This is a genomic window from Nocardia sp. CDC519, assembly GCF_059509835.1.
In genome coordinates this window covers 3100061-3120638 of the sequence record NZ_CM183377.1, presented here as the reverse complement: position 1 = coordinate 3120638, position 20578 = coordinate 3100061, and the positions used below count along the sequence as shown (strand labels likewise).

The 20578-nt window shown below is 69.0% G+C and carries 22 protein-coding genes; 7 read left to right on the top strand and 15 right to left on the bottom strand.

Annotation, left to right across the window (positions count from 1 at the left end; translation table 11 throughout):
- Nucleotides 1–2: 2 nt before the first annotated feature.
- The 6 genes from AC5W7N_RS14120 to AC5W7N_RS14095 are packed head-to-tail and all read right to left on the bottom strand — an operon-like array spanning nucleotide 3 to nucleotide 5918.
- Complete coding sequence (locus AC5W7N_RS14120; protein ID WP_495923979.1) at nucleotides 3–1172, bottom strand: LLM class flavin-dependent oxidoreductase; 1170 nt, start codon at nucleotides 1170–1172, stop codon at nucleotides 3–5.
- Nucleotides 1169–2272: an LLM class flavin-dependent oxidoreductase gene (locus tag AC5W7N_RS14115; protein WP_495923977.1), complete on the bottom strand. Its 1104-nt coding sequence runs from the start codon at nucleotides 2270–2272 to the stop codon at nucleotides 1169–1171. The genes AC5W7N_RS14120 and AC5W7N_RS14115 overlap by 4 nt, the downstream gene beginning before the upstream one ends.
- On the bottom strand, nucleotides 2269–3291 hold the full coding sequence (locus AC5W7N_RS14110; RefSeq protein WP_495923975.1) for an ABC transporter substrate-binding protein: 1023 nt from the start codon (nucleotides 3289–3291) through the stop codon (nucleotides 2269–2271). The genes AC5W7N_RS14115 and AC5W7N_RS14110 overlap by 4 nt, the downstream gene beginning before the upstream one ends.
- Nucleotides 3288–4037 carry an ABC transporter ATP-binding protein gene (locus AC5W7N_RS14105; protein ID WP_495923974.1) on the bottom strand — a complete coding sequence of 250 codons (750 nt, stop codon included), beginning with the start codon at nucleotides 4035–4037 and terminating at the stop codon, nucleotides 3288–3290. The genes AC5W7N_RS14110 and AC5W7N_RS14105 overlap by 4 nt, the downstream gene beginning before the upstream one ends.
- Nucleotides 4034–4882 carry an ABC transporter permease gene (locus AC5W7N_RS14100; RefSeq protein WP_163813206.1) on the bottom strand — a complete coding sequence of 283 codons (849 nt, stop codon included), beginning with the start codon at nucleotides 4880–4882 and terminating at the stop codon, nucleotides 4034–4036. Before AC5W7N_RS14100 ends, AC5W7N_RS14105 begins: the two co-directional genes overlap by 4 nt.
- A gap of 1 nt (nucleotide 4883) precedes the next feature.
- Nucleotides 4884–5918, bottom strand: coding sequence for an NrtA/SsuA/CpmA family ABC transporter substrate-binding protein (locus AC5W7N_RS14095; RefSeq protein WP_163813208.1), 1035 nt, complete (start codon nucleotides 5916–5918; stop codon nucleotides 4884–4886).
- A 259-nt stretch (nucleotides 5919–6177) separates the two neighbouring features.
- Between AC5W7N_RS14095 and AC5W7N_RS14090 the strand changes: the two genes are divergently transcribed.
- Nucleotides 6178–6924 (top strand): IclR family transcriptional regulator, encoded by a 747-nt coding sequence (locus tag AC5W7N_RS14090; protein ID WP_195019412.1) that lies wholly within the window; start codon nucleotides 6178–6180, stop codon nucleotides 6922–6924.
- Nucleotides 6925–6931: 7 nt separating this feature from the next.
- Here the strand turns inward: AC5W7N_RS14090 and AC5W7N_RS14085 are convergent, their stop codons facing one another.
- From AC5W7N_RS14085 to AC5W7N_RS14055, 7 genes are all read right to left on the bottom strand, one after another.
- On the bottom strand, nucleotides 6932–7522 hold the full coding sequence (locus AC5W7N_RS14085; RefSeq protein ID WP_495923972.1) for a P-loop nucleotide/nucleoside kinase family protein: 591 nt from the start codon (nucleotides 7520–7522) through the stop codon (nucleotides 6932–6934).
- A gap of 402 nt (nucleotides 7523–7924) precedes the next feature.
- Entirely contained in the window at nucleotides 7925–8428 is a 504-nt protein-coding gene (locus AC5W7N_RS14080) for an SRPBCC family protein (protein WP_163813214.1), read from the bottom strand.
- Nucleotides 8429–8542: 114 nt separating this feature from the next.
- Nucleotides 8543–9760, bottom strand: a complete 1218-nt coding sequence (locus AC5W7N_RS14075) for an RNA polymerase sigma factor (protein WP_195019413.1) — start codon at nucleotides 9758–9760, stop codon at nucleotides 8543–8545.
- Nucleotides 9757–10092, bottom strand: coding sequence for a YciI family protein (locus AC5W7N_RS14070; protein WP_163813218.1), 336 nt, complete (start codon nucleotides 10090–10092; stop codon nucleotides 9757–9759). The genes AC5W7N_RS14075 and AC5W7N_RS14070 overlap by 4 nt, the downstream gene beginning before the upstream one ends.
- Nucleotides 10093–10199: 107 nt before the next feature.
- Nucleotides 10200–11354 carry an esterase-like activity of phytase family protein gene (locus tag AC5W7N_RS14065; protein ID WP_495923969.1) on the bottom strand — a complete coding sequence of 385 codons (1155 nt, stop codon included), beginning with the start codon at nucleotides 11352–11354 and terminating at the stop codon, nucleotides 10200–10202.
- Between the two features lie 106 nt (nucleotides 11355–11460).
- Entirely contained in the window at nucleotides 11461–12522 is a 1062-nt protein-coding gene (locus tag AC5W7N_RS14060) for a sensor histidine kinase (protein WP_228815085.1), read from the bottom strand.
- Between the two features lie 10 nt (nucleotides 12523–12532).
- Nucleotides 12533–13222 carry a response regulator transcription factor gene (locus AC5W7N_RS14055; RefSeq protein ID WP_194989985.1) on the bottom strand — a complete coding sequence of 230 codons (690 nt, stop codon included), beginning with the start codon at nucleotides 13220–13222 and terminating at the stop codon, nucleotides 12533–12535.
- 89 nt (nucleotides 13223–13311) lie between these two features.
- On the opposite strand from AC5W7N_RS14055, the gene AC5W7N_RS14050 reads away from it, so the two are divergent.
- The 5 genes from AC5W7N_RS14050 to AC5W7N_RS14030 all read left to right on the top strand — a co-directional run bounded on the left by AC5W7N_RS14050 (nucleotide 13312) and on the right by AC5W7N_RS14030 (nucleotide 18160).
- On the top strand, nucleotides 13312–13800 hold the full coding sequence (locus AC5W7N_RS14050) for a M15 family metallopeptidase domain-containing protein (protein WP_495923966.1): 489 nt from the start codon (nucleotides 13312–13314) through the stop codon (nucleotides 13798–13800).
- Entirely contained in the window at nucleotides 13797–15140 is a 1344-nt protein-coding gene (locus AC5W7N_RS14045; protein ID WP_163813223.1) for a DoxX family protein, read from the top strand. The genes AC5W7N_RS14050 and AC5W7N_RS14045 overlap by 4 nt, the downstream gene beginning before the upstream one ends.
- Nucleotides 15141–15398: 258 nt before the next feature.
- On the top strand, nucleotides 15399–16019 hold the full coding sequence (locus AC5W7N_RS14040; RefSeq protein ID WP_495924121.1) for an AmiS/UreI family transporter: 621 nt from the start codon (nucleotides 15399–15401) through the stop codon (nucleotides 16017–16019).
- Between the two features lie 45 nt (nucleotides 16020–16064).
- Nucleotides 16065–17102, top strand: a complete 1038-nt coding sequence (locus AC5W7N_RS14035; protein ID WP_495923964.1) for an aliphatic amidase — start codon at nucleotides 16065–16067, stop codon at nucleotides 17100–17102.
- Nucleotides 17103–17110: 8 nt separating this feature from the next.
- Nucleotides 17111–18160, top strand: coding sequence for an AAA family ATPase (locus tag AC5W7N_RS14030; protein WP_194989982.1), 1050 nt, complete (start codon nucleotides 17111–17113; stop codon nucleotides 18158–18160).
- Nucleotides 18161–18208: 48 nt separating this feature from the next.
- On the opposite strand, the gene AC5W7N_RS14025 is transcribed toward AC5W7N_RS14030, so the two are convergent.
- Nucleotides 18209–19282, bottom strand: a complete 1074-nt coding sequence (locus tag AC5W7N_RS14025) for a substrate-binding domain-containing protein (protein WP_194989981.1) — start codon at nucleotides 19280–19282, stop codon at nucleotides 18209–18211.
- A gap of 109 nt (nucleotides 19283–19391) precedes the next feature.
- Here AC5W7N_RS14025 and AC5W7N_RS14020 point away from each other — a divergent pair, with 109 nt between their 5' ends.
- Nucleotides 19392–19823, top strand: coding sequence for a MarR family transcriptional regulator (locus AC5W7N_RS14020; RefSeq protein WP_194989980.1), 432 nt, complete (start codon nucleotides 19392–19394; stop codon nucleotides 19821–19823).
- Here the strand turns inward: AC5W7N_RS14020 and eutC are convergent.
- A complete protein-coding gene (eutC, locus tag AC5W7N_RS14015; protein WP_194989979.1) occupies nucleotides 19791–20567 on the bottom strand; it encodes an ethanolamine ammonia-lyase subunit EutC in 777 nt (258 codons plus the stop codon). The genes AC5W7N_RS14020 and eutC overlap by 33 nt on opposite strands.
- Nucleotides 20568–20578 lie beyond the last annotated feature (11 nt).

Sequence of the window (20578 nt, the reverse complement as noted above, 5' to 3'; positions counted from 1 at the left end):
TCTTATCGGACTGTGGTGAGCGCGGTGGATTGGGCTCGGGCGGTGAGCCGGGAGCGACCGAGCAGCGGCAGCACCTCTTCGCCGACGCGGTAGGCCTCCTCGAGATGCGGGTTGCCCGCGAGGATGAACGCGTCGACGCCGAGCGCGATGAGGTGGTCGAGCCGTTCGGCGACCTGTTCGTAGCTGCCGACCAGCCCGAAGGCTGGTCCGCCGCGGATCAGGCTGAACCCGCACCACACATTCGGCGACACCTCGAGATCGCGGTAGCCGGTGATGGTCTCGGGCACCCAGCCCTTGATGCGGGCCGCACCGACCGAGTCGCCGCGGGCCGCGCGTTCGGCGGCGCCGCGGTCGACGAAGGCCCAGCCTTGTTCGATCTCGGCCCAGGCGGCTTCCTCGGTGTGCCTGGCGACGATGTCGATGCGGACCGCGAATTTCGGTGTCCTGCCCAGGTTTTCGGCATGCGCGCGCACGCCGTCGAATTTCGCGCGCAGATCGTCGAACGGTTCCAGCCAGGACAGGTAGTAGTCGGCGTGCCGCCCGGCGGCGGCGACGGCGGCGCCGGAAGAGCCGGAGAAGTACACCTCGGGGAACGGTTGCCCGGCCAGGCCGGGCGGCAGCGCGGCGCCGTGGGTGGTGAAGAACCGGCCGTCATGGTCGTAGGGCTCGCCGTCCCAGACTCCGCGCAGCACGTCGAGGAATTCGCTGGTGCGCGCATAGCGATCGTCGTGGGCGACCTTGTCGCCCCACCACAGCTGCGCCGGTCCCCCGCCGCCGCTGATGATGTTGTAGACCAGCCGGCCACCGGTGGCCCGCTGCAGGCTCGCCGACATCCGCGCCGCCTGCACCGGATGCAGAAACCCGGGTTGGAAGGCGACCATGAAGCGGTAGGTGGTGGTTTCGCGGGCCAGCGCCGCCGAGACCGCCCATGGATCGTCGGTCACCGGGAAGGACGGCAGCAGCCCACCGAGGAAGCCCGCCGATTCGGAGGCGCGTGCGACGGCGGCCATGTGGTCGATGTAGCCGTAGTCGTCCAGCCTGCCCCCTCGAATCGCCGGGGCGATATTGCCGGGGCGGTAGCCGTTGGCGTGGCCGCGGTTGTAGCGGCGCGGGGTGCGCAGGGAGGCATGGTCGCCCTCCATCCCGATGCGCCAGTAGATGTCGATGGTCACGCCGGAACCTCCTCGGCGGCGGTGAGCGTGCGCCCGGCCGGGTCGGCCAGGTGCAGCAGGTGCTCGCCCGCGCGATGTACTTCTTCGATGTGCGGATGGCCGCTGAGCACGACCGTGTCGATGCCCGCCGCCGTGTACTCGCGCAACCGCGCGGCCACCTGCTCATAGCTACCGACCAGGCCGATCGGCTGCGGGTAGCCGAGATCGGTGAAGCCGGCCCAGCGCCCGTCGCCGAGATCGAGCGTGTGTGCCGCACCGGCGTCGTGACCCAGCTCCTGCCACTGTCTGCGGACTCGTGCCCACGCTTCCTGCTCGGTCTGCCTGGCCACCACCGGTACCTCCACCGCTGCCCGGACCGTGCGGCCCGCCGCGGCGGCGCGCTCGCGCAGGGCGCCGACCGCCGCGGTGGCCCCTTCCGGAGATTCGGTGAACACGTGCACGTCACCGTGACGAGCCGAGAGATCCAGTGCCGCAGCCGAATCGCCGGTCAGCTGAACCAGCGGGAACGGCAGGCCGGACAGGATGCCGCGGAAGCCGCCGTCGACCACGTCGTAGAAGCGGCCCTCGAAGGCGAAGCCCGTCCCCTCGAAGCCGGCGCCCGGCACCGGGTCGGCGTTCCACACACCACGGGCCACGGTCAGGAACTCGGCCGCGCGGGCATAGCGGTCGGCCCCGGCCACGGTGTCGCCGCGGGCGGCCGCCGCGTCGTCGTCGGTGTCGACGACCAGCCGCCAGGCGAGTCTGCCGCGCGAGATCCGTTGCAGGGTGGCCGACATCTTCGCGGCGTATACCGGTGTGCCGAAGGCGGGGTCGAATTCGACCACCACGGTGGCGTGACGGGTGCCGCGCAGCGCACCGCCGGCGACGATCCAGGACTCCTCGCCGAACGGGTCGTAGGGTGCGAGCACGCCGTCGAGGCCTGCGAGTTCGGCGGCGTCGATGATCTGGGCCAGATCATCGAAGGGTCCGTAGCGGCCGGGGCGCGGATCGGTGGCGGGACTCGGCGGCCGCTGCGCGCCGAAACCGCCTCGGTGCCGTAGCTCGGGCCGGGCGCGCCTGCCGTCGCCGCGAGTAGGCAGGCGCCAGAGGAATTCGGTCATGCCGCCGCCTTCTCGGCCTCGACGAGCTCGCGGGCCCGTGCCAGTGGTTCGGCCGCCACCCAGGAATCCAGATCGAAGTCCTCGGCCAGGAATCCGTGGGAGTAGAGGAACTGCTTCTGCACCCCGAGGAGTTCGAGCCGGTCCTGCGACATCGAGGGGTGCAGGCCATGCCGGAGCCCGGCGCCATAGGCGGCGAGTACGCCCTCGGGCCCGGCGAAGGTCTCCCGTTGGAGTACGTCGCGGACACGGTCGGGGTTGTCGGCGGCCCAGTCCGCCGCGCGCAGGCTCTGCGCAAGGAATCCGACGACGACCTCGGGCCGGCGGTCGAGCAGCTCGGCGTGCACCGTGATCGGGCGCGGTGTGCCGTTGTTGACGCGCAACCGGGTGTCGGTGGTGGCGTCCAGATCCACCGCTACCCGCAGCCCGTGTTCGACGGCCACGTCCTTGGCGCGTGCACCCTTGACGTAGATCGCGTCGACTCGGCCGTCGAGCAGCTCGGCCACTCCCCAGGTGGTGGACCGGTCGCGCGCAATGCCGTTGCGCACCTGTGGATCCCGATCGACGGCGAGCTCGACCACGGTCACATCGGCCAAGGTGTGCCCGCTCAGCCGCAGGGCGTTGGCGAAGCCGTGCAACGCCATCGCCCGTGGGAAACTCCGCGCCTGGTCGGCGGCCCACGCGGGGACACCTATCCGGATGCCGGGCAGGTCGGCGGGGCCCGCGACCGCCGAGTCGGGGCCGACCAGGATGGCCTGCGCCTCGTCGATCCAGGTGAGCCCGACCAGTCGGGTGGGTGAACCCTGCGCGCGGGCAGCCAATGCGGGCACATTGCCACCCTCGCGGATCAGGCTCGGCAGCTCGTGCAGAAAGTGGTGGCCGGCCAGTTCCGGCCCGGCGTCCTGCAATACGCCGAAGTCGAGGCCCGCGGCCGACGCGGTCTCGCCGAGCCAGCCGAGACTGTGCGCCAGACCGCTGGCGGTGGGAACCGGGCAGCGGGTGTACCAGAGAGTGTCGGTCATGGAGCGCTCCTGAGGAGGGGGCGGTCGGGGTTGCCGACGCCGAGATGGGCGAGGAAATCGGTGTGGTAGCGCAGGATGCCGGGGTCGGTGCGCTGCCGCGGGCGCGGCAGGTCGATGCTGGTGTCGACGGCGAAGCGGCCGCGATCGAGCACGATCACCCGGTCGGCCAGCCGCACCGCCTCGTCGACATCGTGGGTGACCATCAGCACGGCGGGCCGGTGCCGGGCGACCAGGTCGCCGACCAGGTCCTGCATCCGCAGCCGGGTCAGCGCGTCGAGGGCGGCGAACGGCTCGTCGAGCAGCAGTAGTTCGGGATCGCGAACCAGCGCTCGGGCCAGCGCAGCGCGCTGGGCCTCACCGCCGGACAGGGTGGCGGGCCACTGGTTCGCCTTGCCGTCCAACTGGACCTCGGCCAGCGCGGCCAGCCCGGCCTCGCGGGTGATCCGGTTGCGGCGCAACCCGACCAGCACGTTGGCCAGCACCCGCTTGGACGGGATGAGCCGCGGCTCCTGGTAGACCGTGGTTCGCCGGCCCGGCACGAGTATCTCGCCCGCGTCAGCGGTCTCGAGCCCGGTCAGCAATCGCAGCAGTGTGGTCTTTCCGGTGCCGCTGGGTCCGAGCAGCACCACGAACTCGCCACGCCGGATGGTCAGGTCGATCCCGTCCAGCACGGTCTTGTCGCCGAAGGACTTCCGCAGCCCGGTGAGTGACACCGCGACGGGCTGGTTGCCCAGGTCCTCGCTCATCGGATCGCCACCTGCTTGCGCCACGGCATGGCGAACCGCTCGAGCAGCCGGACCAGGCCGTCGAAGACCAGACCCAGCAGCGCGTAGAGCACCACGCACAGCACCATGTAGTCGGTGCGGTTGTACTCCTGAGCGAGGGTGACCAGATAGCCGACGCCCTCGCGGGTACCCACCTGCTCGGCGGCGATCAAACCGGTGATGCTGATGGACAAGCAGACTCGCAGGGCCATGAGCACACCGGGCAACGCGGACGGCAGCACCACTTCGCGCACCAGCCGCGGACCGGAGAGCCCGAAGCCGCGGGCGGCCTCGACCATCTTCCGGTCGACGTTGCGCACACCGAGGTAGGTGTAGGCATACATCGGCGCCACGGTCGCCACCGCGATGAGCAGGATCTTGTACAGCTCGTCGATGCCGAACCAGGCGATGAACAGCGGCACCAGTGCCAGGAACGGCACGGCCCGCAATATCTGCATGGTGGAGTCGACCAGTTCCTCGCCCAGCGCGGACAACCCCGACACCAGCCCGAGCAGCAGGCCGGCCGAGACGCCGATCCCGACGCCGAGCGCGGCCCGCACGAACGAGGCGGTGGCGAAATCGATCAGCTGGCCGTTGCCGAGTAGTTCGGTGAACGCCGTCCACACCGCGGGCGGTCCGGCGATGACCCGCTCGGAGATCGCGCCCGTGGCCGAGCCGATCCACCAGGCGGCGACGAACACCGCGGGCAACAGGAAGCGCAGCGGCACCGACACCCATGCGGGCCTGGGCTTGGCGGTGCGGGCACGCGGCGCGGTCAGCGGGGTCGCCTGCGCCGCTGTGGGCAGCGGTGGGGTGAGCACGGCCATGTCAGTTCCCCGCTCGCACGGCCGCCAGCTGATCCCGGTTCAGCTTGGAACGCAGATCGTAGAAGATATCCGCCGCGGTGATCGTGCGGCTGATCACGCCGTTGGCGGCGAAAACCTCCACAACGTCGGCGAGCGCGTCGGCGTCGTCCTGATCGGGCAGATGTGGCACGGTGGCCTCGGCGCCGACCCGGAGCGCGTCGGCCAGCCGTTGGCCCGACAACGCACGCGGTCCGGTCTGCTCGAAGACGTTCTCGAACTCCGCAGGGTTGGCCCGCTGCCGTTCGCTGAGCTGCTGTAGCACCTCGAGGTACTTGGCGGCGATGTCGGGGCGCTCGTCGAGCACCTCCGTCCGGAACACCACCACCGTGTTGTCGCGGGACCCGATACTGGCCTCGGTGGCGATCTCCACCCCGCCGTTGGCCTTGGCTTCCTGATAGGGCACCAGGAACGACGCCCAGGCATCCACCTTGCCGGTCGCGAAGGCGGAGGCGGCCTCCTTCTGCTGCAACGGAACCCGGGTCACCTGATCGGCAGGCACGCCCGCTTGTGCCAGAGCCCGCAGCAGGATGTACTCCCCCTTACCCGCCGGGTTCACCGCGACGCGTTTGCCGACCAGATCCCGCACCGTGCGGATGCCCGATTCCGGGGTGGCGATGATGCCGCTCTGGTCCTTGCCCGCGGGGTCCTGCGCGGCGATGATGCGCACCCCGACATCCTTGGACAGTGCGCCGACCACCGGGCTGAACGCGGCGCCGGAGACATCCAGTTCGCCGGTGTTGAACAGTTTGAGGTTGGAGCTGAAACCCGGTGTCGTGCCGACCCATTCGATCCGCGCGCCGAGCGGGGCGAGTGCCTGGTCGAAAAGACCGTCGCGCTTGCCGACGGCGAGTGGACCGGAGTTGCCGGGGTCGGTCACCTTCAGGACAAAGGTGCCGGGATCGGATGCCGGACCGGACTCGGAGCCACAGGCTGCGACGAGTGCGACGACGGGGGCGATCGCGAATGCGATACGCAAGAAGGCGCGCCTGCGGGACATCGTGGGTGACTCCTGTTCGGGGACGTGATCGAGCGAATGCCCTCGAGAGTAGGGAGACCACCCCCCGGCCGACAGGTAATCCTTGCCGGAGATCGGAAAGGTTGACAATCGCTGACGGGCGTGCGTAGCCCGGAATAGCCCGATTACCCCCAGATTCACCGACCCGGTACCTATCAGCGGGCGTAAAGACGCACCACTTCTTTCCATATAGCGGAAAGGTGGACTGCTGCTGACCAGCCGGCCGTGTTACCGTCGGTCCGTGGAACCCTCCGGTGTGCAGACCGTCACCCGTGCGCTGTCGGTCCTGGACTGCTTCCGCGGCGGCGAGACCCGCGGCGTCTCCGAAGTCGCTCGCGCCCAAGGAATTCCGGTCAGCACGACCCATCGCCTGCTCACCGCGCTCGTGCACGCGGGGTTCCTCGAGAAGGACCCCGTCTCGAGCCGCTATCGCATCGGCCGGGCGCTGGCCGAGTACGGGCAGATCGCCTACCGGCAACACCGCATCTATCTGGCCGAACCGCTGCTCGAACAACTCGCCGCCACCACCGGCGCCAGTGCCTCCATCGCCACCCGCCACGGCATCCACGCCGTGTTGCTCGGCACCAGCCGATGGCGTGAATCCGAAGGACACCGGCTACAGGGTCTGCGCCTGCCGCTGCACGCGAGCGCCCTGGGCAAAGCGCTGCTGGCCTGGTCCGCCGACGAGAACGAGGACCTGAGCGCCCTCCCCTACGAGCAGGGCACCGAGCGCTCGGTGAGCGGGCCCGCCGAACTGCGCGCCGAACTGGAGCTGACCCGCACCCGCGGCTACGCCTACAACGACGAAGAACTCGATCCCGGGTTCCGCACCATCGGCCTGCCCATTCCGGATCCGAACGGCGGCTGCCGCTTCGCGCTCGGCCTGCGCGGAGCCACCAGCCTCATGATTCCCGAGCGGGTCCCCTTCTTCGTCGAGCTCGCCAAGGTCACCGCCCGCGACATCGCGAGTGAATTCAACACGCCATGACCGCCGGTCATGACCCGGCCGATTTGCCAGGTGGCACACCGGCCGGCCGAGGTCCGGCCTTGCCGGGGGCGCCGACAAACCGAGCGATCGCGTCGAGACCCGGCTCGTACCCATCGGTGGTGTTCACTGTCATTTGCGCGACGTCCATGGTCACGGAGATGAAGGACTCGGCCGTGCCTGTTCCGGCGGCGATCGCGGCGAGCAGGCTCGCGTCGTTGTGGGCCGCCCGGTGGGTGTCGTGCTCGGCGCGATGGGCGATCCGATCGTGGAGCACCTGTTGCGGGGCCGTGCAATGGATGATGCGGATCTCGGCGAACTCAGCCAACCGCAGCAGGTTCGGGCGCCAGAGCCGGTCTTGGAAAGCGGCTTCGGCGACCGCGCTGACACCGCCGCGGGCCAGCACGGCCAGCACATCGAAGAACGTGTGCAAAACGGGCATGTCGAGGTCGTCGTGGTCGCCATCGCTCGTGGGTCCGGTGGCGGCGACCATGCCCTGTTTGATCTCGTCGCGGATGATCGCCGGAATGCCGACGCGTTCGGCCAGGGCTCGGGCGAGGGAGGTTTTACCCGATCCGGGCGGGCCGCTCACGACGGTCATCACCGGAGACTGTGCGGAAGAGGGCATGTGGCATTGTCGCTGGGCACGTACTGCACCGATTGGCCGAGGACCGCTGCTGGGTCTCCGTCGTAGTGCCGGTGACTCGCTCGGGACTCGGAGCGCGAGACCACGCAGAACTACACCGTGCCGCAAAGCACTGCAACAGGATCGCGGCACCGACGACGGCGCAGGCTATCGCCATGACAGCCGGGATCGGCTGAAACGCCATATCGAGCCATATCCCCGATTCCGGTTGCGATCGATGGAGCCTCACGCTTCGCGCCGAGCTCATCGACGGATTCACTGCACACGACGGTGATGCCCGATATGGCGGGCAGTATTCCTGTGCTGGGCCTTAGGTCTCGTGGGGTGTGCGATGACCGCCGTGGTCCGGTGTCCTCGTCAGCTCTCAGCGAGTCGGTATCGGCGGATGGGGTCGCCTGCGCCGGTGGTGAGCAGTTGCGGCAGGCTCTTGGTGATGTAGAAGGTCCAGCCGCGCGAGCAGGCATCGAAGCATTCGGATTCCGCTGCGGTGAGGCCCTGATGGGTGAAATGCAGCGTCGTGCCGTCGGTGGTTGCCGCGATGTCGAAGATGACCTTGGTGTCGGTCCACTCCTCGTGGTCGTCGATGAAGTTGAGGTATGCGTCCACGACGTGCCAGACCATCCGGCGGCCGGGGACGGCCTCGGTGACCTGGAAGCGGGCGAATCGGATGCCTCCCCCGGCTGTGGCGGTCTCACCGGCGTACTCGGCGTCGTCGGTGAAGATGAATTCGTCGCCGACGGCGGCGCTGTCGCCGATGAGGTTCTCGTTCCACCAGCCGCGGACGTCGGTGATGGCATCGAAGAGCTCGGCCGGCGTCCGGTCGACGGTCACGGTGGCGGTCAGGTGCTCGGTGTTCGACATTGTTCTTGCCTCTCTGTTCGGTGGGTTCGCCCCACCGACGAACGAGGCGGCCGGCGATCGACATCGGCCGGGAAGAATTTTCGGCACGATCGACCGCGACGACCTTCGCCCTGGTCAGAGCTCGGAAATTCGCCGCGTCAGATAGTTGCGTTCGGCCTCGGTCGGCGCCAGGCGCAGCGCGTCGTGGTAGGACCTGAGCGCCTCGGCGCGGCGGCCGTCTCTGCGGAGCAGGTCGGCCCGGGTCGCGGGCAGCAGATAGTAGCCATCGAGCTCGCCCGACTCCGCGAGCCGATCGACCAGGCCGAGCCCGGCGCCGATCCCTTCGGCCATGGCGACCGCCACGGCGCGGTTGAGCTCGACCACCGGAGACGGCGCCAGCCGGGCGAGCTCGGCATAGAGGGCGGCGATCTGTGGCCAATCGGTAGCCGCCGCGTCGGGAGCGGTGGCGTGGCAGGCGGCGATCGCGGCCTGCACTTGATACGGACCTGGACGCCGCATCGTCAGCGCTGCCTCGAGCGTCGCGACTCCTTCGGCGATCAGCGCGCCATCCCAGCGGGACCGGTCCTGGTCTTCCAGCGTGACCAGCACGCCGTCGTCGGTGCGCCGCGCGCGCCTGGCCTCGAGCAGCAACATCAAGGCCAACAGCCCGCGCGCCTCGGGTTCCGCGGGCATCAGGCGAGCGAGTACCCGGCCGAGGTGGATCCCTTCGGCCGCCAGCGCCCGGCGCCCGTCGGCTTCGTCGTACCCGGCATTGAAGATCAAGTAGAGCACCGCGAGGACGGCAGGCAGCCGGTGCGGCAGGAGCTCGGCCGGCGGCACCCGGTACGGGATGCCGGCCTCGGCGATCTTGCGCTTGGCGCGCACCAGGCGCTGCGCCATCGCCGGTTCGGTGGTGAGCAGCGCCTTGGCGATCTCGTCGGTGCTCAGTCCCGCCAACGTACGTAGCGTGAGGGCCACCCGGGCGGGGAACGGCAGCGCCGGGTGGCAGCAGGTGAAGATCAGGCGCAGCCGCTCGTCCGGGATCTCCTCAGACCACGGCTCGATCGGATCACGCGCCAGCACCGCGAGCTGCCGCAGCTTCGCCGCGCCGGCGGTCTCCCGCCGCAACCGATCGGTCGCCCGGTGCCGCGCCGTTGTCGTGAGCCACGCACCCGGACGAGCGGGAATGCCGTCGCGGGCCCACGTCGCCAGTGCGGCGGCGAACGCGTCCTGCGCGCAGTCCTCGGCCAGATCCCAATCTCCGGTCAACCCGATCATCGTGGCGACCACCTGGCCCCACTCGTTCCGGTATGCCGCCGCGACGGCGGCACGAACCGCCTCGGGCGCGGTCATTCCCACACGGGGCGGACCTCGATACAACCCCAGCTCGCGTAGGGATGCTTGGCCGCGAGGGCGAGCGCCTCGTCCAGATCCGCACACTCGATGATGTCGATACCGCCGATGAAGTCCTTCGTCTCCGCGAACGGGCCATCGGAGATCAGTGTCTCCCCATTGCGGACCCGGACCGTCGTCGCGTCCCTCGCCGGACGCAATCGCGCACCGCCGCGCCTGGCGCCCCGCCGATCCAGCTCCGCCGAGTACGCCTGGTGCGCCGGATCCGCCGCGATCTCCGCCATCGACGGCGACACCGACTCGTCGTCACAGATCAGCAGCACGTACTTCATAGGCCCACTATGCCGGACCACGTCGCCCGCCACCATGCCCGCCGGAACGCCCCGCGGCATGTTCGAGCCGCCGGCTCGGCACGGATTCGCGAGCCTCGCCGGCCGGGTCAGCGCACGGCGAGGGCGATGAACTGCGTGGGTGTGTCGGCGCCCGGGGTGGCGCCGAAGTTGTCGTCGGCGACCAGGATCAGCGTGCGCTCACCGGAGGGCAGTTTCGGGCCCCAGGTCATGCCTTCCACGATGCCGAGGCGGGCGAGGCCGAGCGTGCCGAGATCGGCTACGAGCTTCTTGCGGGCCGGCCGAAGATCCGATCCGGCTGTGAGCGAGTCGATCTGAGCGGTATCGGTCGCGCCGCGCAGATCGGCCTCGAATATCCGGATCGTGACGCCCGCCGCGCTGACTCCGCGTTCCAGTACGAGATAGCGGTGCGGGTCCTCGCTGCCCGAGGTCAGGATCGCGGACACACTGTTGATCCCCGGGCCGGGCCCGGCCATCGGCTCCACGGGATAGGCGACTTGCTGACGGACTCGTCCCTGCCGGTCCTGCACGGTCAGTCGCACCAGCGCGCCGTGATCGGGTGTGGCCTCCGGACCGTCCTGGGCCAGTGGACCTTCGAGGATGCTCGCGATGCGGCTGCCGCCGGCACTGAAGGTGAAGCCTTCGATGCCCTGGTTGGCGCGCGGGCCCTTGCCGTTGTCGTCGATGTGGTAGTTCGCGGGCAGTTCGAGTTCGCCGTCAGCGGCGCCGTCCGGTGTCGCTCGCCGGATCGAGGGATCGGTGAGCAGACGCGGTGGATTACGGTCGCCCTCCTGACTCCACCACACGTGCGCGCCGTGTGGGTCGATCCGGATGTCTTCCGGATCGACCGGAGCGAGTCGATCGCACACCGCACGCGATTCGGTACACGGTTGCGCAGCCCATTCGGCAGCCGACGGATAGGTGCTGCCGTCGGCACGCCGCAGGCTGTGCTGCCCGGTGAGCCGGATCGGTCCGAGCCCGGCCTCGGTCACCTCGATCTCGGCGGTGTAGAACCGGGCCGGATCGATCGCGGACCGATCATCCGACAGCAGTACGAACGAGCCGGTCTTCGGATCCCGGTCGATACCGGAGAGCCCGCCGACCGTCGTGCCCGCATACTCGAGCCCCGTGGGTAGCAGCTGCTCGCCGAGCAGCCGCACTCCGTCGGCGGCCGTCGCATGTGCCGGGTACACCAAGGTCAGTAGTGCCGCTACCGCCGTCGCGGTCAAGGATCTGGCAATCATGGGTGGCATCGAAACCCGGTTCCGGTCGCGCGCCGACCCTTCCTCCCATCTGCCGGGAGGATGTTGTCCGGGTGTCGCTCAGCGCTGAGCGCGATGGGCAACAGCCCTAGGACGGCTGGGATAGTCGCACCGTCACCTGGAGTCCACCGGCGGTGCGCGGGGTGAGCGTGAGTGCCCCGCCGTGCGCGCGAACGATGCTGTCGACGATGGCGAGGCCGAGGCCGACGCCCGCGTGGTGGGTGCGGATGCGCTCGGTGCCACGCTGGAACGGCTCGACGAGGGTGGCGACCACCTGCGGGGTGAGCATCTCGCCGGTGTTCTCGACGGTGAGCAGCACACCTGCGGAGTGGGCGCCGGTCGTGATCCAGACCGTGCCGCCCTCGGGCAGATTGTGGACGATCGCGTTGTGCACGAGGTTGGTCGTCAACTGCTGCAGGAGAGCGGACGAGCCGATGGTCGGCGCCATCTCGCCGGCGGTCTCGAGGACGACGCCGTGGCGCTCGGCCAGCGGGAGAAGCGTTTCCACGGCTTCTTCGGCGAGCAGGGACAGGTCCACCGGCTCCCGGGTGAACGATCGTCGGTCGGCCCGGCTGAGCACGAGCAACGCTTCGGTGAGGTCGATCGCCCTGGCGTTCACCGCGTGGAGGCGGTCGACGAGTTCACCCAGGTCGGCGTCGCGATCGGTGCGGGCGACGTCCAGCAGGGTCTGCGTGATCGCCAGCGGTGTGCGCAGTTCATGGGAGGCGTTCGCCGCGAATCTCTGCTGCTCGACGACATGCGCTTCCAGACGCGCGAGCATGGTGTCGAAGGCGTCGGCGAGTTCGCGGAACTCGTCGCGGCGGCCCGGCAATCGGATGCGGTGGGAAAGTGAGCCATGCGCGGCCAGTCGAGTGGCGGCCGCGATGGGCGTCAGCGGGGCGAGCATGCGACCCGCGAGCAGCCACCCACCCAGCAGACCGAAAACGAGAAGGAAGGCCAGCACAAGGCCCATGAACGGAGCGAAGGCCCGCAGGAGCAGCGAGCGGTCGATCCAGAAATTGCCACTGGCGTTGATCCAGCCGGCGGGTAGGAGGTACAGGTAGAACACCAGCACAGCTGCCAGCAGGAGGACACCGGCGAGCATGAGGAAACCCGCGTAGCTGAGCGTGAGCTTGAGGCGGGTGCTCAATCCAGGAGTTCTATCCACCGGTGTCGCCCCCACGGTTCGATGGTGCGTCGATGCGATACCCGGCGCCGGCGACGGTCGCGATGATCCAGGGTTCGCCGAGACGTTTCCGCAGCGCCGACACGGTGATCCGCACGGCGTTGGTGAACGGGTCGGCGTTCTCGTCCCAGGCCCGTTCCAGCAGCTCTTCGGCGCTGACCACACCGCCCTCGGCGGCGACGAGCACCTCGAGCACCGCGAACTGCTTGCGGGTCAGCGCCACGTAGCGGCCGTCGCGGTAGACCTCGCGCCGGAACGGATCCAGCCGCAGCCCCGCGATCTCGCGCACCGGCGGCCGGTTGTGTGCTCGCCTGCGGTCGAGGGCTCGCAGGCGGAGCACGAGCTCGCGCAGGTCGAACGGCTTGGTGAGGTAATCATCGGCGCCGAGGCCGAACCCGCTCGCCTTGTCGTCGAGCCGGTCGGCGGCGGTGAGCATCAGGATGGGAAGACCGCTGCCGGAGGCGACGATGCGCCGCGCGACCTCGTCGCCGGAGGGCCCGGGAATGTCACGGTCGAGAACGGCGATGTCGTAGGCGTTGACGCTGAGCAACTCCAGAGCCGTCCCGCCGTCACCGGCGATATCGGCGGCGATCGCTTCCAAGCGCAGCCCATCGCGGATGGCTTCGGCCAGATAGGGTTCGTCCTCGACGATCAGTACACGCATAGGCCCTCGATCTTCCCAGTCCGGGCATATCGTCGGCGTATCCGAAATCGCATACGTGCCGGCAACACCAGGCTGTCTTCACTGACCGTATGAATCACAGCGAACCAGCACGAACCGCGCCTCACCGTAGCCGATCCGGCGTCATCGCCGCCTGCGTCCTCGCCGGTGCGGCGCTGGCCGGTGCCCTCGTCCATCAGTCGCCGGCACAGCTGTCGGCTTCGACCGCGGCAGCCATCGAGGCCCTTCGCGGCGAACGCCAGGGCCCGCCGGGTGCCGCCACGTTCGACGACGGGATTCCGTCCGTGTCCGACCTCGACCCCGCGCTGCTCGACGCGCTACGGCGCGCCTCGGCCGACGCCGCGGCCGACGGCGTCGAGTTGGTCGTCACCAGCGGCCGGCGGTCCCCGGAATACCAGGACCAGCTGTTGCGTGCGGCGGTCGCGAAGTACGGTTCGCCTGCCGAAGCCGCGCGATGGGTGGCCACGCCCTGGCACTTCGAACTGCGTCCCGCTGCCGTCGACGACGGCTGCCCGGCCCAGTACTCCGACCCCACCGAAGACCCGAGGATGGGCCGGTGACCGGCACGCGGGAAGCCACGGCCGCCGGCGCCCGAGGAGCGGCCTGGCATCCGGCGACGCGTATCGCGTTCCGATTCTGCGTCCTCTACTTCGGTTTGTTCTGTCTGCTCATCCCCTATATTCCTGCCGCACTGCTCGGTGCCTTCGGCCGCTGGGTCCAGGGCCACGCCGGGCTGTGGACCACGGCCATGACCGATCCCGTCACCGGATGGGTGGGCGAGACGATCTTCGGAGTCGACGCGCTACTGCACCGGGACTCGGGAGCGGGCGACCAGACGGCGATCTGGGTGCTGGTGTTCTGCCTGCTGATCGTCTCGGCGGTGGTCACCGCGGTGTGGACGCTCGTCGACCGCCGCAGCTCCTATCCCCGGCTGCTGGCGTGGTTCACGCTATTTCTCAGGCTGTGCCTGGCCGGGCAGATGCTGTCGTTCGGGCTCGCCAAGCTGATCCCCAACCAGATGCCCGGACCCGGTCTCGCTCAGCTGTTGCAGCCGTACGGCGAGTTCAGTCCCATGTCGGTGTTGTGGTTACAGGTCGGTAGCGCGCCTGCCTACGAGATGGCGCTCGGTGCGGTCGAAGTGGTCGCCGGGCTGCTGCTGTTCGTGCCGCGGACCGCGATCCTCGGCGCGATCGTGAGCCTGGCGGGCACAGCGCAGATCCTGTTGCTGAATATGGCCTTCGATGTTCCGGAGAAGCTGCTGTCGGCCCACCTGCTGATGATCAGCCTGGTTCTGCTCGCCCCACATCTGCGTCGTTTGTTCGACGTGTTCGTGCGGCACCGTGCCTGCGCGCCGCTGACGTCGCCCGCGCTGTTCACCGATGCCCGCAGGAACCGCATCGCGACCTGGCTCCAGGTGGCCCTCGCCGTCTGGGTCACGCTGAGCGGCATCCAGGACAACTGGCGCGTCTGGCAAGACCAGTACGGCGCCGGAAGCCCCAGATCCCCGCTGTACGGGATATGGGACGTGCGGGACTTCCGCCTCGACGGGCAGCCGGTGGCTCCGCTCATCACCGACGAGAACCGTTGGCAGCGAGTGGTTTTCGACGGGCCCGAGGAAGCGACGTATCAGCGGATGAACGGTGATCTGGTACCGGCACACGCCCACTTCCGCCCCGACGGCCGACTGGAACTCACCACCATCCCATCGAACCGCCACGCCGAACCCGGCCCGCCGTTCGCCACAGTGTCAGCCGAACAACCCGACCCGGACCGGCTGATCCTCCGGGGCACCCTGAAGGACCGCACGGTCGCGATCACCCTCGAACGCGTCGATCCGAACACCTTCACACTGCGCAGCCGCGGATTCCACTGGGTACAGGACTACCCGTACCTCCGGTAGGCGCGAGTTCCGCACTCGGCTTCTCCGGAAGCCCTGGCGTTCTCAGCGGCGGTCACATCCGGCGGCTCGTCATCAGCGACGACGAGATCGGCGGTAGGCGGAAGCCGATGCGGCCGCCGGGTCGAATTCATCCCGCCGATCGCCGTGGCTCCGATGCCTCGTCGACACGGCACTCGCCCGATCCGGGCCCTTGACTCTGTGACCCACCACACGTACTTTCATCTGAAATCATTTCACATGAAACCATTGGTGGTGGTCATGGCCGACGTCGGTCTGCTCTATGTCGGAGCCGTTCTCCTGGTCAACGGGCTCATGCTGCTCGGGGTCGTCCCGCCGCGCTCGGCCGCCCTGCTCAATCTGTTCGTCGGCGCGTTGCAATGCGTCCTGCCGACCGTCGCACTGGCCCAGGCGGGCGGCGATAAGGCGGCGATCCTGGCCGCGTCCGGGGTGTATCTGTTCGGTTTCACCTATCTCTACGTCGGAGTCAGCACCCTCGCCGGAGGTGAGGCACAAGGAATCGGCTGGTTCTCCGCCTTCGTCGCCGCGACCGCCCTGGTGTATGCCTGGATCTCCTTCGCACGCACGGAGGACCCGGTCTTCGGCGTCATCTGGCTCGCATGGTCGCTGCTGTGGGGCTTGTTCTTTCTCGTCCTCGGCCTCGGCAGGGACGGGCTCACGCGCTTCACCGGCTGGGCCGCCGTCCTTCTGAGCCAGCCGACCTGCACCGTCCCCGCCCTGTTGGCGCTGACCGGCACCTACCACCCCACCGCGGGCATGGCGGCGATCTGGGCTGCCGGGCTCCTCGCGGCTCTCGGCGGCGCCTGGTTGCTCGCCGGCCGCTACCACCTCGCGACCACAAATGTTCCCGCGGCGTCCTGAACAGCGCCAACCGCCCGCCATGGGCCCGATAAAAGGAGAAATCGAATGCGACACGGTGATATTTCGTCCAGTCCCGACACCGTCGGCGTGGCGGTGGTCAATTACAAGATGCCGCGCTTGCACACGAAAGCAGAGGTCATCGCCAACGCGCAGAAGATCGCCGAGATGCTGATCGGCATGAAAACGGGTCTGCCGGGGATGGATCTGGTGATCTTCCCGGAGTACTCGACCCAGGGCATCATGTACGACGAGCAGGAAATGTACGCGACCGCGGCCACGGTTCCCGGTGCGGAAACCGAGATCTTCTCGGCCGCGTGCCGGCAGGCCGGCGTCTGGGGCGTCTTCTCGATCACCGGCGAACAGCACGAGGACCACCCGAACAAGCCGCCCTACAACACGCTGGTCCTGATCAACGACCGGGGCGAGATCGTGCAGAAATACCGGAAGATCCTGCCCTGGTGCCCGATCGAGGGGTGGTATCCGGGTGACACCACCTACGTCACCGAGGGACCCAAAGGCCTGAAGGTATCGCTGATCATCTGCGATGACGGCAATTACCCGGAGATCTGGCGCGACTGCGCGATGAAAGGTGCGGAGCTGATCGTGCGCTGCCAGGGCTACATGTATCCGGCCAAGGATCAGCAGGTGCTCATGGCCAAAGCCATGGCCTGGGCCAACAATTGCTATGTCGCCGTAGCGAATGCCACCGGATTCGACGGCGTCTACTCCTACTTCGGGCATTCGGCCATCATCGGGTTCGATGGCCGCACCCTCGGCGAAACGGGTGAGGAAGAGTACGGAATCCAGTACGCCCAGCTGTCGGTGGCGGCGATTCGCGACGCGCGCGCGAACGACCAATCCCAGAACCATTTGTTCAAACTGTTGCACCGCGGCTACTCCGGCGTGCATGCCGCCGGCGACGGCGATCGCGGCGTGGCCGACTGCCCCTTCGAGTTCTACAAGTTGTGGGTGACCGACGCGGTCAAGGCCCAGCAACAGGTGGAGGAGATGACCCGCGACACCGTCGGCGTCGCCGAGTGCCGGGTCGGCGCGCTACCCGTCGAGCAGACCACCGAAGCGTAGGAGGACCCGTGCCGTACCTGACCGACATGCTCCACGACCAGAACCGGTCACCCGCCGCACCGGCGCGCACCGATTCGGCCACCGGATTCGATCGGCAGGCGCTGGCAGCACGTCTGAGCGAGTCCGTCCTCGGACAAGCCGACGCCGTCGACGCCGTCGTGCGCGCGGTCACCCTCGCGCACGTCGGCGCCACGGACCCGCACGGCCCCCTGGCCAGCGTGCTGCTCGCAGGACCCACCGGAGTCGGCAAAACCGAACTCGTCCGCCGGCTGGCCGCCGAGTTGCGCAGCGGCCCGGACGATGTGTGCCGAGTGGATATGAACGCGTTCGCGCAAGAGCATTACGCCGCGTCCTTCAGCGGCGCGCCGCCCGGGTACGCCGGCAGCAAGGAGTCGCTGACGGTGTTCGACCGGGACACCGTCGAGGGCACAACCTATCGGCCGGGAATCGTGTTGTTCGACGAGATCGAGAAGGCCGACGTCACCGTGCTGCGGGCATTGCTGCATGTCCTCGACACCGGAGAGCTGCGTTTGGCCAACGGTAAGGAACGCATCTCCTTCCGCAACTGCTATGTCTTCATGACCTCCAATCTCGGCTCCGCTCAATGGGTGCACCGGCGGGCCCGCCGGTGGCGGCCGTCGATGCCGCGGGGCCGCACCGATGACGGCGCGCGGCATCGAGAGCTCACACTCGAGGCGGTGCAACGGTTCCTGGATCCGGAGTTCTTCAACCGGATCGACGAAATCGTCGTTTTGAATTCCATCACCGCCGACACCGCACGGCGCATCGCGCGACTGGAGACCGATCGGCTCGCCGCCCGGCTCCGCCGCCGGGGCGTACAGCTCACCTGTGCGGATTCGGTCATCGATCTGCTGGCCGTGGAGGGATTCGACCCCGCGTTCGGTGCTCGCGCCATGCGGCGGCGGATCCGGAGCCGGGTCGCCGCGCCGGTCGCCGACACGATCGTGCGGTATCGAACCCCTGGCGAACCACTGACGTTGTCGGCGGCCGTTCGCGACGGCCGGGTTGTGGTCTATCGCATGGACGAGATCGACTGACGCTGCGCTGATCGGCGTGCCCCGCTCCGGATACTCCCGGCACGCCGATCAGAGGCAGGTCACGATGTCGAAATCGAAACCGTTCGCCACGGCCAGGTGGATCCGCTGACGGGCCTCGTTCCCGTGGAACTCGACCGTCCCCCGCGGCCCCTCGAAGGCGATGCCGTGGGGGACGGGGTCGGGGTCGTCGAACCGTCCCGATCGCCGAGCCATCGCCGCCAGCAATTGCCCTCCCTCATAACAGGATTCGGCTGCCGCGCCGATAGCGGGAGCAACCGTGCCGTGCAATCCGGTGTATCCGCGCACCAGCTCCATCGCATTGCCGTCGGTCAGCGAACGGAAATAGCCCGAGGCCACCACGAGCCCGCGAGTCGCGTCCGCACCGCTGGCCAGCAGCATGTTCTCGTCCATCAGCGGGCTGAATCGCAAGATCGAGTCCTGCAGGCCCCGCCGCGCGAACGCTCGATTGAACTGCACGGCGTCCTGGCCGACCAGCAGCATGAGCACCGACTCACAGCCCGAACGCGCGACCCGCTCGACCACCGTGCGCATATTGCCGCCCCCGAGCTTCACGAACGCGCCCCCGACGAGGTCCAGCCCGAGCTCACTCGCGAAGTGCCGCACCGCACTCAGCGATTGCTGCGGCCACACGTAATCGTCGCCCACCACGAACCACTTCCGGGTGCCGGTATGGTCACGCAGCCATCGCAGTGCCGGCGCGATCTGCTGACGCGGCGTCTCGCCGCAGCAATACACACCGGGCCGGGTCTCCCCGCCCTCGTACAGCGAGCTGTAGGCATAGGGGATCCGCCCGGCCAGTACCGGAGCCAGCGCATTGCGCACCGACGAAATGTGCCATCCGCTCACCGCGTCGATATGGCCGGCATCGGCCAGCCGGGCGACCTCCGCGGCCACCCGCTCCGGCGCCGCACCACCGTCGACGATCTCGAGCTCCACCTCGCGGCCGAGGACACCACCGCCGGCATTCAGATCATGGGCGAGCAGTTCGCCGACCGCCTCGCAGGAAGCGCCGAACAACCCCGCCGGCCCTTGCAGCGGAATCACCAGGGCCAGCCGCCAGACATCGGCGCGGGCGCGCCCGAGCACCGGTCCGCCGGTCATCGACTTCTCCCGCAGACCGACAGGCGTGCTGTCCCGATCGAGGCTGATATCATTTCAAGTGAAAGTATTCAGGTCGATCGACCCGGCCGCAACGGTTCGAGAGGATTCGATGGAGCACCACGTCGCAACGACCGACAGCGAGCCTTCGCTGACGACGCTGCTCCTCACCACCACCCGCGAACTGACCGCCGCCGTCGAAGGGCACCTCTCCGACACCGGACTCGGTATCGACGACTGGCTGGTCATCGCCACGCTGGCCACCGAGCCCGAACTCACGATGACCGAGCTGCGCCACCGCACCCTGACCTCCGCGCCCACGCTCTCCCGGGTCACCGATCGCCTGGTGTCGAGGGCGCTGCTGTTCCGGGAGGTCGACGCCGCGGACCGGCGGCGGGTACGCCTGCACCTCACCAAACGCGGCGCGGAGCTGCATCAGAAGCTCGACCCCGTGATCCGGGCCGCCGAACGCGAGTGGACCGCCGCGAACGACGGCAACCTGCTGCTCATCTCACTCCAGCGCCACGGATTCGGTACCCGCTAGCGCGTCGCCCGAGGTGTCTTTGAGGGCGACGCCGGAGCGGCCGAGCGCGCGGGCGCCCGCGACCAGGCCCGCGGTGATGGCCGCCGCGCGGCGGTAGCCGAGGCCTTCGGGCGGGTGGATATTGGAGACGCAGTTGCGGTCGGCGTCGGTGCGGCCGGGCCGGGGCAGGTGGGTGAGATAGATGCCGAGGCTGTCGGCGACCGAGAGGCCGGGGCGTTCACCGATGAGCATGATCAGCGTGCGCACGCCGAGCGCGGCGCCGATATGGTCGCCCAGCGCGACCCGGGCCTGCACGGCGAGCACCGGCGGGGCGAGGCTGTAGTGCGGGCGCAGTTCCTCGGCCAGCGCCGCGAGCAGGCCGGGGCCGTGGTCGTCGAGTGCGCGCGGCGACAACCCGTCGGCCAGCACGAAGCCGATGTCGGCACCGGTCTGCGACAGCGGTGACAGGTCGGCCGGGGCGCGGCCGAGATCGGGGCGGCGCAGGTACTCACCGCGGTCGCTCGCCTTGCTGCGCACGACCGCCGGTGTGCCGAGCCCCAGACCCGCGATCCGCTCGCCGAGCACCTCGGCATCGAACGGCAGATGCACCGCATCACGGGCGGCGGCGTGCGCGGCACGAAACTCCAGGACCCGCTGGGTGGGCAGCGCGCTGCCGGTGCGGCCGAGCCCGATCCTGGCCTGGGTGGTGCGGCGCAACGGCGCCCACACGTCGGGCGGGGAATCGGCGGCGTTGTCGATCTCCACGGGCAATCCTC